This is a genomic window from Oricola thermophila (genome assembly GCF_013358405.1).
Taxonomy (GTDB): Bacteria; Pseudomonadota; Alphaproteobacteria; order Rhizobiales; family Rhizobiaceae; genus Oricola; species Oricola thermophila.
Map to the genome: position 1 here is coordinate 108,428 of NZ_CP054836.1, position 13,312 is coordinate 121,739.

Below are 13,312 nucleotides of genomic sequence, written 5' to 3' on the forward strand. Positions count from 1 at the left end.
GGTCCGGGGCTTCTCCAATGCTATTGCATTTTGCTCAAAGCACCGGCTTATTGAACCGATGTCCGATGCTCTCCGAATTGCCAGGGGCCAGTTTGGGCGTGTCGCTCTTCTGGATATGGATCGTCCGCTGGTGCGTCATGCGCATCCGCATTGCCATGTTCTGCTGAAAGTCGAGGGGGCCGATACGCAGTTTCAGGTAAGGGACGGTGTCGTTCCACTTACCGATGAAAGTGCGGTTTTGATCAACGCATGGGAGCCGCATGCCTACGAGCATGTTCCGGAACGCCCGAACACGGTCATTCTCGCGCTTTACATCGAGCCGCACTGGCTTGCTCTATTCCGTTCCAACTGGGCGGCAAGCAGCGCCCCGGATTTCTTCGATCGCAATGTTGGAGCGATCACGCCAGATATAAGGCGGCTGACGGCATTGCTCGCCTCTGCAATGATCCATTCCCCGCATGAGACCAAGGTGCACGAAGAGTTGCTGGCAAGCCTCATGATCGCCGTCATCGAGCGTTTTGCGGCTTGGCGCGACCTTCCGAATTCGGTGCGTAGCCTCGCCAGGGGCAGCATGGTCGACTACCGGATACGAAGGGCTGTCCGTCGCATGAAGGACGAGCCGGGCTCGGTCGTGGACATGAACGCGCTGGCACGCGAAATCGGCCTTTCGCGGGCACACTTCTTCCGTCTTTTCGAAAACAGCGTCGGCGTCAGTCCGCGGGTCTTTCTCAATGTGCAGCGTCTGGAACAGGCGGTTCACCAGATATCGGAAAGTGAGGAGGCGATTGCCACGATCAGCGAAAGGCTGGGCTTTTCGGTGCCCGCGCATTTCTCCCGCTTTTTCCATGACCATGCCGGTTCATCGCCCAGCATTTTCCGGCGTGTTTCCCGTCTGACAGAACAAATTTGAGACTCCTCGGTAAGTCGTAAGACGCTGCGGTATCGCCGCAGGCTTCCTCCTTGCGCTTTTACGATTGCGAGGCCGTTCGTTTCGGACGGGGAGGAGTCAATGACAGTCGAACCAGATCATTCCGGTATTGTCGGTCGTTCGGTGCCGCGCGTCGAGGACGCGGCGCTCCTGTCCGGTCGTGGCCGGTACATCGACGATCTCCCGGTACGGCGCGACACAGCGCATATGGCCATACTGCGTTCGCCTCATGCCCATGCCGAGATCCGTGCCATTGATGCTTCGCGCGCGACTGCGCTGCCCGGCGTTCATGCAGTTCTGACGGGTGAGGATGTTGCATGGCTTACCCGCAGCCTCACGGTTGGCGTCAAGGCGAATGTGGAATGCTGGCCGATGGCGCGGGACCGGGTTCGCTATGTGGGCGAGCCGGTGGCGTTGGTGGTGGCCGACAACCGGTACCTGGCCGAGGATGCGCTCGATCTGATCGAGGTGGAATACGGGCTCCTGCCGGCGGTTGCAGACCCGGTTGCCGCGCTTGCTGACGACGCGGAGCTGCTGCATCCCTCGCTCGGCAGCAATTGCATTTCCGAACGGCATTTCCGCTACGGGGATCCCGAGGCGGAATTTTCCCGGGCGCCCCGCAGAATTTCCGTCGAGGTTTCCTATCCCCGCAACTCGTGCACGCCGATCGAAACCTACGGCGTGATAGCCGAATACGACCCGGGCGAGGATGCCTATGACGTGACGGCCAACTTTCAGGGGCCGTTTTCCATTCATGCGGTGATGGCATTGGCACTCAAGGTGCCGGGCAATCGCATGCGCTTGCGGACGCCACCCGACTCCGGGGGATCGTTCGGTGTCAAACAAGGCGTCTTCGTGTATGCGATCCTGGCGGCGGTTGCCGCGCGTGTCGCCGGGCGCCCGGTAAAGTGGATCGAGGATCGCCTGGAACACCTGACGGCCTCCGTGTCGGCGACAAACCGGGTGACGAAGCTTGAAGCGGCCGTCGGGGAAGATGGCCGTGTCCTGGCTCTCTCCTGGGATCAGATCGAGGATTGCGGGGCGCATTTGCGCGCTCCCGAGCCGGCCACGCTATACCGAATGCATGGCAACATGACGGGCGCCTATGCCATCCGCAACGTGGCCATTCGCAATCGCGTGGTGCTGACCAACAAGACGCCGACGGGGCTCAACCGCGGCTTCGGCGGACCGCAGGTATACTATTCGCTGGAGCGGTTGATGCACCGGATCGCGGACGAGCTCGGCCTCGACCGGCTGGAGGTCATCCGCCGCAACCTCGTTCCGTCCGGCGCATTCCCGTACCGCACCGCGACCGGTGCCTTGCTGGATTCCGGAGATTATGCCGCTGCGATCGACATGGCGGTGAGCGAAGGCGGCCTCTCCGAACTGCGTGAGAGGCAGGCGCGGGCACGCGCTCGCGGCAGGCTCTACGGGATCGGCCTTGCCGCGGCAGTCGAGCCCAGCGTCTCGAACATGGGTTATATCACCACCGTCCTGACGCCGCAGGAGCGTGCCAAGGCCGGGCCCAAGAACGGTGCGCAATCGGTGGCGTCGATCAGCATCGACCCGCTCGGTGCCGTTATCGTCAAGGTTGCCTCGGTACCGCAAGGGCAGGGGCATCGCACGGTACTGGCACAAGTCGTGGCCGAGCGGCTTGGCCTGCCGCTCGAGGCGGTGCGGGTGAACACCGAGCTTGACACCGGCCGGGATGCCTGGTCGATAGCCTCCGGCAACTATTCCAGCCGTTTCGCTGCCGCGGTGGCCGGTACTGCGAGGCTTGCCGCGGACCGCATCCGCGAGCGGCTGGCCTCGATCGCCGCGAGCAAGCTCAATGTTACAGTGGACCGGATTGAATTCGGGAACGGGCGGATCTATGACCGCGACAATCCTGACAATTCGGTTTCCTTCAATCGTGTTGCCGCTTCAAGTCACTGGGCACCGGCTACGCTGCCCGATGGGGTTGAACATACAATTTGCGAGACGGTTTTCTGGAGTCCGGAACAGCTCGAGGCGCCAACGCCCGACGACGGAATAAACTCGTCGCTCTGTCACGGCTTCATCTTTGACTTCTGCGGCGTTGAAATCGATCCGGACACGGCGGAAATCCGCATCGACAAGTACGTGACCATGCATGACTGCGGCCGGATCCTGCATCCCGGCATGGTCGAGGGACAGGTGCGGGGTGCCTTCGCACAGGCGGTGGGCGCGGCACTGTTGGAGGAATATGCCTATGGCGATGACGGGTCCTTTCTCTCGGGGACTCTCGCCGACTACCTCATGCCCACGGTCATGGAAACGCCGGATCCCGTGATCCTGCATTTCGAGAGTCCCTCGCCGTTCACGCCGCTTGGCGCGAAGGGCGTCGGCGAGGGCAACTGCATGTCGACCCCGGTCTGTATCGCCAATGCGGTGGCTGACGCCACCGGTGCGACGGACATCACGCTGCCTTTGTCACCGGCACGGCTCGCGACGCTGGTCTATGGCGAGGAAAGGCCGTCGCCGCGTCCGGAGGCGGAAAGGCCTGGCGAAACCCGACCCGGTGAGCGTCAGCTCACCGGCGAAGGCAGTGCGACGGTCAATGCGGCGCGCGAGGATGTCTGGAGAATGTTGCTCGATCCCGGCACGCTGCAGGCCATCATTCCGGGTGCCCATGACGTCGAGAAGCTGAGTGACACGCATTTTCGCGCCGATGTCACGCTTGGGGTGGGACCGGTCAAGGGACGTTACCGGGCCGATATCCGACTGTCCGACATGATCGAGCCGGAAGCCGTTACGCTCAGCGGTTCCACTCAGGGGGCTCTGGGGTTCGGCAATGGCACGGGGCGCATCACGCTTGTCGAAGCCGGGGGCAGGACGGTGGTGAATTACCGGTACGAGGCCGGTATCGGTGGCAAGGTTGCATCCGTGGGCGGACGCCTTCTCGATGGCGCGGCGCGGGTGGTGATCGGCCAGTTCTTCCAGGCGCTGGCGCGCCATGCCGGTGGCGGGGCCGAAGGCGGGAAAGGGTTGCTCGCGAGGCTGCGCATGACACTCGGGGGGCGGCGATGAAACCCCCCGCTTTCGAATTTCTGCGACCGGAAACGACGGACGAGGCGCTCGACGCGCTGCATCGTCTTGGCGACGAGGCCCGAGTTATCGCCGGGGGGCAATCCCTCGTGCCGATGCTGAATATGCGGCTCGCCCGTCCATCCGTGCTTGTTGACGTCATGTGTCTTCCGGCGCTGGCCTCCATTCGCGAGGAGCAGGGGGCGGTTGTCGTGGGCGCGGGCGTGCGTCAGGCGGTGCTCGAGAGATGGCCGCAGCTTTCTTGCAAGGTGCCGCTCCTGGCGAAGGCCATGGGCTGGATCGGGCATGTACAGACGCGCTCGCGCGGTACGGTTTGCGGCTCTGTTGCCCATGCCGATCCAAGTGCCGAGCTGCCTCTTTCACTGGTTGCCCTCAAGGGCTCCGTGCGGCTGGCGAGCCGCCGCAAGAAGCGGACGCTGGCCGCATCGGACTTTTTCCTCGGAATGATGTCCACGGCGATGGCCGAAGGCGAAATGATCGAGGCTGTCTGCTTTCCCGTGGCAGGTAGCGGAACTGGTCATGCATTCCGGGAAATCGGACGTCGCCACGGTGACTTTGCCATTGTCGCCTGCGCGGCGGTTGCCGACGAAAACAGCACCACTCTGGCCATTGCCGGGGTCGATGATCACCCGCGGCGGTTCGACCTGCCACAGGACGATGGCGATGGGCTGGACGACGCTCTCAATGACATTGCCTGGTCCCTCAATGCCCGGGACGACCTCCATGCCAGCGCGCGCTATCGGCGCGAACTCGTGCGTCGGCTTGGCCGCGAAACCGTGATGGAGGCACGCGCATGCCGACGCTGACAGCCGGAGAAAGACACCGCATTTCCTTCCGCCTCAACGGTCGCCCGGTGGAAGTCATGGCCGAAAACCGGACGCTCCTGAGCGACCTCCTGCGCCATGAACTTGGGGTGACCGGCACGCATGTTGGATGCGAGCACGGCGTTTGCGGGGCCTGCACGGTGCAGATCGACGGTGCGCCGGCCCGCTCCTGCCTTGTCCTGGCCGCACAGGTCGAGGGGTTGGACATTCGCACCGTAGAAGCACTGGCGCCCCAGCCCGGACGACTTTCGCTTCTGCAGGAGGCTTTTCGCGAGCATCACGGGCTGCAGTGCGGGTTCTGCACTCCGGGAATCCTGATGACGCTCGATGCGTTGCTGGCCGAGCGTCCCGAGGCAGGCGAGGACGAGATTCGCGAACACCTGTCGGGTCATCTGTGTCGCTGCACGGGGTACGCGACCATCGTGGCGGCCGCCATTTCTGCCGTCGAGGAGTTGAGGAAGGAGCAACAAGATAATGCTTGATCTGGGAGCGAGTTTTCTGGCCAGCGTCAGCCGTGATCCGCACGCGCTCGCGGTGGTCGACGGTGACATTCGTCTGACCTACGCGCAATGGTACCGCAAGATCTCGGCCCTGGTGGCCGGATTCGACCGGCTCGGCCTCAAGGCTGGCGATCATGTGCTCACCTTGATGATGAATCGCTGGGAAAACGCTTCGCTGCACTGGGCTTGCCAGTTTGCCGGCCTCATCGTCACGCCGCTCAACTGGCGCGCCAAGTCCGACGAGGTGGAATATGCCCTGCAGGATGCCGATGCCAAGGCGGTCTTCTTCGAGGAAATCACCAGCGAGGCCGTGGCTTCGGCACCTTCGGCGGCGGGCTTGCCCGCCATTTCCGCGGCAGATCTGCAGGCCATGATGGAAGCGGATGCACCCGATGTCCGTCCCCGGGCGAACGCTGATGACTGGTCGCTCATGTTGTACACGTCCGGCACCACGTCCCGTCCAAAGGGCGTGCCGCGCCGTCATCGCGCAGAACGTGCCGGAGCGGTGGCCCATGTCGCACAAAATCTATATCGTCACGGTGAGCGCACGCTGGGCGTGATGCCGCTTTATCACACGATGGGGGTGCGATCGCTCATCGCGTCCTCGTTGATCGGAGGCACCTTCGTCTGCCTGCCACGGTTCAATGCGGCTCGTGCGATCGAGCTGATCGAATCGGAGTCGATTACCAATCTCTACCTGGTGCCGACCCTCTATCATGACGTCATTCACGACCCGGCCTTTTCTCCGGAGCGCGTGAAGACCGTCACCAAGCTGGGGTTTGCCGGAGCTTCGATGACTGACGGGCTTCTGAAAAGGCTCGACGCAGCATTCCGACCCGAGCTTTTCGTCAATCACTACGGTTCTTCCGAAATCTACACTTTCACCATCGAGCAGGATGCCGTTTCCAAGCCGGGCTCGGCAGGTCGTGCCGGTATCAACCAGATCATCCGGGTCGTGAAGCTCGGAGCCAATTCGCCGGATGAATTGGCGGAGATTGGCGAAGAGGGCGAGATCATCGCCGCGCTGATAGGGGATGAGGCGTTCGAAGGATACTGGAAGCGCCCGGATGCCGACGCAAAAGCGCTTCGCGATGGCTGGTACTTCACCGGGGATACCGGCTTTTACGACCAGGAAGGCGACCTTTTCGTTACCGGTCGTGTCGACGACATGATCATTACCGGAGGCGAGAACGTGTCCCCGGTGGAAGTCGAAAGCTGCCTGTCGCTGCACGACCAGGTGGCCGAAGTCGCCGTGGTCGGTCTCCCGGACGAACGGTGGGGAAAGATTGTCACCGCGTTCGTCAAGCGAAAGGGCGAGGTGTCGGCGGAAGAGTTGGACGATCATTGCCGCAGGTCGGGGCTTGCCAATTTCCGCCGCCCACGTCGCATCGTGTTTGTCGATGAGATCCCGAAATCCCCGGTTGGCAAGATTCTTCGCCGAAAGCTTGTCGCGGGCGAATACAGCCCCGAAGGCGCGATCGCGTCTCAAGAAAACTGATCGAAAGGACACCCAATACAATGGCTGAGAAATTCCATTCCGATGACCCGCGTCTGGCCGAACTTGACGGGTTCCGGGTGACGGTGGATCCCGATCGCCAGCGCGCCGACATCACGCTGGCCCGTCCGCCCTACAATGTCGTTTCGATGGACCAGCGGGACCAGCTGCGACTCGTTTTCGAAGCGTTGGACGCCGATGATCGGGTCCGGGTCATCGTTCTTGCCGGTGAAGGGCAGCATTTCTCGTCGGGCGGCAACATTCGCGGCTTTCTGGAGGCAAGCCCCGAGCATGTTGCCCATCTGGCTTGGAATGTCGCAGCACCTGCGCGTTGTTCTAAGCCGGTCATTGCGGCGAACCGTGGCTACTGCTTCGGTGTCGGCTTCGAGCTTTCCCTTGCCTGCGATTTCCGCATTGCAAGTGACACGACGCTCTACGCGCTTCCGGAGCAGAAGCTTGGCCAGATACCCGGATCGGGGGGGTCGGCCCGCCTGCAGAAGATGGTCGGCATAACCCGGACGAAACACATTGTCATGCGCTCCAAGCGTATTACCGGGGAGCAGGCCTATGACTGGGGCATTGCTACCGAAGTGGTTCCGGATGCGGAGCTCGAGAGTACGGTCGATGGGCTGGTCGAGGAGCTGATCGCGTTCTCGCCGCTCGCCCAGCGCACTGCCAAGAAATTGCTCAACGACACGGACGACGCGAACCTGTCGACCGCCATGGAACTTGAAGGCCACTGCTACAGCCGGCTGCGCACGTCCGACGATTTCCGCGAGGGCGTGCATGCCTTTCATGAAAAACGCGAGCCGAAATTCATCGGCAGCTAGCGAGGCCGTGCCGCAGCCTGCGGTCCGGAGATCTTTTAACGGCCAGGATGTCGGCACGCGAAACAAGCCGGCCGCCTGGCAAAGCAGGGAGGAATGGAATGGAAAAGTCTTCAATCATCGAACCGGGGCCCGGCGTCGCCGCCGGATTGCGCGACCTGTTCAAGTATCTCAACCTGAAGACGGCGAGCGCGGGTCTTGTCGCGGCGATATTCGGCTGCTCGGGGCCTGCCCTTATCGTCATGGGCGGTGCGAACAAGGCAGGTCTCAGCAACGGACAGACGGTCGCCTGGCTATTCGCGATCTATTTCCTGGGCGGGCTCATCAGCATCTTCCTGGCATTGCGCTACAAGCAGCCGGTGACAGGGGCATATTCGATTCCGGGTGCCGCTCTCGTTGCCGGGTCACTCGCAACATTCTCGTTCGATCAGGCGGTGGGCGCGTTCATCATGGCCGGCGTCATTGTCTTCCTGCTGGGTATAAGCGGACTGATCGGACGCGTGATGCGCTGGCTGCCCATGCCAATCGTCATGGCCATGATTGCGGGTGCGTTGATTCGATTTGCGACCGGTGCGGTTTCCGCGCTTGGAACGGCACCCGTCATTGCCGGAGCTACGATTGTCGCGTTCTTTTTCTCGATGCGCTTTGTCAAGGCGATCCCGCCGGTGTTGGCGGCATTCGTCGTCGGACTGATCGTCGCCTTCGCAACGGGTTCGGTCGGCGGCGGTAGCGCGGAGATTTCCTTCGTGATGCCGGAATTCACCACGCCTTCGTTCACCATTGATGCGTTCCTGGCCATCTCCGTACCGCTTGCCCTGTTGGTCATCGGTGCGGAAAACGCCCAGGCAACCGGTGTCCTGATGGCTGAAGGCTACCGCCCGCCGATCAACATGATGACGATCATCTCCGGGATCGGCGGCATTGCGGCGGGTTTTCTCGGCGGTCACAACGCCAATATCGCCGGTCCGATGACTGCGATCTGTTCCTCCGAGCAGGCGGGCGAAGACAAGGAGGGGCGTTACGCCGCGACGGTCGTCAACGGAATCCTGTTCGGTGCGTTCGGCCTGGTCGCCGGGGCGGCTGTGCCCGTTGTCATGTCGCTTCCGCGCGCGCTGATCGGCACGGTTGCAGGTCTCGCCATGATCGGTGTTCTCCTTGCCGCTTTCCAGAACGCCTTCGGCAAGTCGCTAGGAAACCAGACCGGAGCCTTTGTTGCATTGGCGGTGGCCATGTCGAACATCTCGCTCTTCGGGATCAGCGCACCCTTCTGGGCGTTGGTGGCCGGCGTATTCGCATCGTTCCTGGTGGACGCCGAACGTTCGACGCCCGAAGTGGCGAAAGTGTCCGACACCGTTTGAACGAGAAATCCGGCTCCGCATGGCTCATCTGTACCGCAAGGAGCGAGCCATATCCGGACATGAAAAAGGCGGCGGGCAAATCCATTGCCCGCCGCTGCCTTGTTACCCTTTGTGCCCTTGACCGTTTTGACCATGGCAGCCAGGGGATCGGATGGCACCAAAGTGCGCCGGGCAAGCCCATGCAGAACGGCTTTGTCGAAAGCTTCAACGGACACCTGAGAGACAAGTGTCTCAACGAGCATCTCTTCACCAGCCATCGCCACGCTCGTGAGCTTGTGACCTGCGAGCGAACTTTCATCCAGCCGCGACCGAGCCCGGTTGGTATCTGCGCCTATCCGTGCGGTTTGCGCAATCGCCTGACGCGCGGTGCGTCCTGGCGCGGCGACCGGAGATTGTACTGTGAGCATTCCTTCGCAAGGGCACTGCACAAGTGCCGGGCACTGATTGATGAGTCGGAGTCTGCAGGTTCGCCGGATTTGCCAAATTCAGCGGGATATCCGGGCGACGTCTCCCTTTCCTTGTCGTGCCCATTGCCAACGTCGTCTTGATCGAATCTGTCTGCAGGGCATTGGAAACTCGTCGCGGAGGGGATAAACGTCGCATCCCTGTCGGGTACGGGTTCAGTCGAGTGCTCGCCGTTTCTTGCGGATCTGGCGGCAGGCTGGCTGGAGATGGTGTCGCAGAATGCTGAACCTCAGGTTCCTTGAAACTTTCGTTTGGGTCGCCCGGCTAGGGAGTTTCACCCAGGCGGCTGATCGGCTGAACACCACGCAGGCCGCCGTATCTTCCCGGATCGCGTCGCTCGAAGCGGAACTCGACGTCAAGCTGTTCAACAGGGAATATCGCTCGGTTCGTCTGACACCTGCCGGGATGCGGGCCTTGCCACAGGCGGAAGCGCTTGTGAATGCCGCCTGCAAGTTCGAGGAGGACATGCGTGGCACCGAAGGCTTGCGCGGAACGGTGCGCATCGGCGTAATCGATACGATTTCGCATACATGGTTGGTCGACCTGATCCGGCGATCGAAGCAGTTGTTCCCCCACATCAATGTCGTGGTGATCGCCAAGACCAGCCTGGACATGCTTGAGATGCTCGAGGAGGGCGGACTCGATCTCGGCATTCTCATGGGGCCGCTGCAGGACGAGGACTTCGTCAATATCGAGCTCTGCAGTTATGCCTGTCTCTGGACTGCGGCACCGTCATTGGGGCTCGGTGGCGGCTTCGTCGACATCGGTCGCCTGATGGATTTTCCGATTGTGTCCTTTCCCAGCGGATCTCAGCCACGAGCCGCGCTGGAGCGGTTTTTTGCCGGCGTTCCCTCGGACCGGACGGTTTTCTACGAGGGTAATCTCTCGACCATGATCAGGATGGCAGAGGACGGTATTGGTGTCGCAACCATCCCGCCTCCGGTTATCGCGCGGGAACTTGAGCGGGGTGCGCTGGAACTGCTGGACGCCGAGCAGCCAATACCTCCGATGCGTTTTCACGCGGTCTATCCCCGTTCTCCGGGAACGACTCTGGTGCCCTCGATTGCGGAACTGGCGCGGGATGTGGCGCTTGAGTTCTGCAACCGGAGCAATCCCGATTGGGCATGGCAGCGCAAGATCGGCCCTGGCGGGATGGAGCAGTGAGGTTCGCATAAAAAAATCTTGTCGGACCGAAAAAATAATCCCGTTGGACAGCTTGACCGCGGTTCCACATACCAGTGCCCCAACCGGAACAGGCACAATATGTGAGGCGCATGTGAAAATTTCCCTCGTTCAGATGAATTCGCAGTCGGACAAGTCGGCGAACATCGCCCAGGCCGAAAAGCTCGTGGCCGAGGCGGTTACCGAGAAGCCGGATCTCGTCGTTTTGCCCGAATACTGGGCAATGCTCGGCGATCAGCCGGCGGAATTTCATGCAAGCGCGGAAACCTTCCCCGACGGTGAGGCATATCGCGCGCTGCAGGGAATGGCGAAACGTCATGGTGTCACCATTCACGGTGGCAGCATGGTCGAAAAGTCCGGCAATTCCTTCTTCAACACCACGGTGGTGTTCGATCCGGAAGGTGAGGAGATCGCCCGCTATCGCAAGATCCATCTTTTCGATGTCGACCTTCCCGATGGCATCAGTCACCGTGAGAGTGCCACCATCGCGCCCGGTCGCGACTTGGTGACCTACGAATGCGCCGGCCACAAGGTCGGTTGCGCGATTTGCTACGACCTGCGTTTCCCCGAGCTTTTCCGGGCACTGCGCGATCAGGATGTCGACGTGATCGTTCTTCCTGCGGCCTTCACCCTTATGACCGGAAAGGACCACTGGGAAGTGCTTTCTCGGGCTCGTGCCATTGAGACGCAGACCCATTTCGTCGCCGTTGGCCAGACGGGCACTCATGCGGGCGGCAAGAAGGCCTGTTTCGGCCATTCCATGCTGATCAATCCGTGGGGCCATGTGGTCGCGCAAGTCGGTGATTTCGTCGGCGTGGCCGCCGGCGTGGTCAATGACGATTACACCCGGCAGGTGCGTACCAACGTGCCGGTCCATCTCCATCACGTTCTTTGAGGTGTCCGATGTTTGATATCCAACCTTTTCCGCAGCAGATAGACGCCTCGCTTCTCGAGAAGCTCGCGGGCGTCGAGACGGCTACCGTCGGGCATGTGCTGCATAGCCAGTTCGCGGATCGCGAACTGCGCGCGGTCCTTCCTGAAAAGCGTATCGCCGGTACGGCCGTGACGCTCAGGATCCCGCACGCGGATTCGACCCTTTTGCATTACGCGGTTTCCCAGGCGCGTCCGGGCGATTTCTTCGTCATCGACCGTGGCGGTGACACGATTCACGCCTGCTGGGGTGGCGTCGTGACCAATGTCGCCAAGCTGAATGGCGTGGTTGGTGCCGTGATCGACGGTCCGGCCACCGACTTCAACGAGATCCGCCGTTGCGACATGCCGATGTGGTGCCGCGGACCGTCCCCGATCACCACGAAGCTTCTTGGAATTGAGGGCGGCTTGAATGTGCCGGTTTCGGTCGGCGGCTGCGTCGTTGAGCCCGGTGATGCCGTGCTGGCCGACGAGAGTGGTGTGCTTTTTCTCAAGCCGTCGCAGGTGGAAGAGATCGCCGATACCGCACTCGGGATGCAGGCGCGCGAGCTCGAGCTCCTGAAGAAGCTCGAGGGCGGTGCGTCACTTGCCGAACTGACGGGTGCGGCCGGGCTGGTGGAAGCCAAGCGCCGCGCCTGATGAAGACCGTGAAGGGGCAGGTGGCGAAGGGCCCCTGCCCACGGGGAAACCAGTTGGCGCCGAGGAAACGCGCCTGAATATCGGGAGGAAGAGAAATGAAGTCTTGCAGCATGAAATTTGTGACACTGGCGCTCGGTCTGGCGCTCGTTGCCGGCGGCGCTGAAGCCGATACATGGAGAATGGCGCACAAGATGCCGGCGGAGTCGATCGAGGGGCAGATGTTTCAGGCCTTTGCCGACGCGATCGAGGAGAAGACCGGCGGAAAGATCGAGGTTCAGGTATATCCGAACGAGCAGCTAGGTTCGGACGACGCGATTCTGGAGCAGCTCCAGCTCGGCACGGTCCATATCTACCCCGAAGGCGACAGCTACCTGCAAAAGTGGTTGCCGGAAATGAAGTATGTCGGGGCTCCGTTCCTCTTCGATGACCGTGAACATTGGGCGCGTTTCATGAACAGCGATCTCGTTCAGGGTTGGCTGGAACAGATCGAGGACGAAGCAGGCGTCGCGGTGATTGGCGAGTCGTCCAAGATGGTTCGCGGGCCGTACAGGGTGATTGTTTCTTCTCGCGAAATCGGTGGGCTGGAAGATATCGAAGGCCTGAAGCTGCGCATGCATCCGGACGAGCTGGCGGCCGCTGCCTGGCGTCACCTTGGTGCCGAAGTGCGGACGCTGGCGTGGACCGAGGTATATGAGTCCATCGGCCGCGGCATCGTCGAAGCGGTCAACAGCCCGGTGTCGCTTGTCGAGCCCATGCGGTTCTATGAAGTCGCGCCTTACGTTGCGCGCCACAACGAATTCCCGCAGGGCCTCGCCTACATGACCAATGCCGAAGTCTGGAGTGGACTGGACGAGGAAACGCGAGCGCAGCTTCTGGAAGCCTATGATGAAGTCGCGGCGGAGTTCGAGCCGAAGGTGTCCGCGATCGCGACCGAGTCTCTGGAGAATATGGCTGGCGAGGGCGTGACCTATGTCGAGCTCGATACCGCGCCATTCGTCGCAAAGATGGCGGAGTTCTACGCCGATCTTGATGCCAAGGGCGAGTTGCCCGAAGGCTTCCTCGATGCCGTGAACGCGACCCGGGACGCGCAGTGAAGCT

11 protein-coding genes and 1 pseudogene are annotated in these 13,312 nt (G+C 61.7%); all 12 read left to right on the top strand.

What is annotated here, in order from left to right; translation table 11 throughout:
* Window positions 1–58: 58 nt before the first annotated feature.
* On the top strand, window positions 59–910 hold the full coding sequence (locus HTY61_RS00435; protein WP_175278351.1) for a helix-turn-helix transcriptional regulator: 852 nt from the start codon (window positions 59–61) through the stop codon (window positions 908–910).
* 99 nt (window positions 911–1,009) lie between these two features.
* Window positions 1,010–3,976, top strand: coding sequence for a xanthine dehydrogenase family protein molybdopterin-binding subunit (locus HTY61_RS00440; protein WP_175274938.1), 2,967 nt, complete (start codon window positions 1,010–1,012; stop codon window positions 3,974–3,976).
* Window positions 3,973–4,800 carry an FAD binding domain-containing protein gene (locus HTY61_RS00445; RefSeq protein ID WP_175274939.1) on the top strand — a complete coding sequence of 276 codons (828 nt, stop codon included), beginning with the start codon at window positions 3,973–3,975 and terminating at the stop codon, window positions 4,798–4,800. The genes HTY61_RS00440 and HTY61_RS00445 overlap by 4 nt, the downstream gene beginning before the upstream one ends.
* Window positions 4,788–5,300 (top strand): (2Fe-2S)-binding protein, encoded by a 513-nt coding sequence (locus tag HTY61_RS00450; protein WP_175274940.1) that lies wholly within the window; start codon window positions 4,788–4,790, stop codon window positions 5,298–5,300. Before HTY61_RS00445 ends, HTY61_RS00450 begins: the two co-directional genes overlap by 13 nt.
* A complete protein-coding gene (locus HTY61_RS00455; protein ID WP_175274941.1) occupies window positions 5,293–6,816 on the top strand; it encodes an AMP-binding protein in 1,524 nt (507 codons plus the stop codon). Before HTY61_RS00450 ends, HTY61_RS00455 begins: the two co-directional genes overlap by 8 nt.
* Before the next feature lie 20 nt (window positions 6,817–6,836).
* Complete coding sequence (locus tag HTY61_RS00460; protein ID WP_175274942.1) at window positions 6,837–7,643, top strand: enoyl-CoA hydratase/isomerase family protein; 807 nt, start codon at window positions 6,837–6,839, stop codon at window positions 7,641–7,643.
* Window positions 7,644–7,741: 98 nt separating this feature from the next.
* The gene (locus tag HTY61_RS00465; RefSeq protein ID WP_175274943.1) at window positions 7,742–8,998 is read left to right on the top strand and encodes a benzoate/H(+) symporter BenE family transporter; all 1,257 of its coding nucleotides are present in this window, start codon (window positions 7,742–7,744) and stop codon (window positions 8,996–8,998) included.
* A gap of 146 nt (window positions 8,999–9,144) precedes the next feature.
* Window positions 9,145–9,276, top strand: a pseudogene (locus HTY61_RS00470) (integrase core domain-containing protein); the annotation flags it as partial.
* 406 nt (window positions 9,277–9,682) lie between these two features.
* Window positions 9,683–10,627 carry a LysR family transcriptional regulator gene (locus tag HTY61_RS00475; RefSeq protein ID WP_175274944.1) on the top strand — a complete coding sequence of 315 codons (945 nt, stop codon included), beginning with the start codon at window positions 9,683–9,685 and terminating at the stop codon, window positions 10,625–10,627.
* 133 nt (window positions 10,628–10,760) lie between these two features.
* On the top strand, window positions 10,761–11,540 hold the full coding sequence (locus HTY61_RS00480) for a carbon-nitrogen hydrolase family protein (RefSeq protein ID WP_246272868.1): 780 nt from the start codon (window positions 10,761–10,763) through the stop codon (window positions 11,538–11,540).
* Between the two features lie 8 nt (window positions 11,541–11,548).
* Window positions 11,549–12,214, top strand: a complete 666-nt coding sequence (locus HTY61_RS00485; RefSeq protein ID WP_175274946.1) for an RraA family protein — start codon at window positions 11,549–11,551, stop codon at window positions 12,212–12,214.
* A 110-nt stretch (window positions 12,215–12,324) separates the two neighbouring features.
* Complete coding sequence (locus HTY61_RS00490; protein ID WP_246272869.1) at window positions 12,325–13,308, top strand: TRAP transporter substrate-binding protein; 984 nt, start codon at window positions 12,325–12,327, stop codon at window positions 13,306–13,308.
* The last annotated feature ends 4 nt before the right edge of the window (window positions 13,309–13,312 follow it).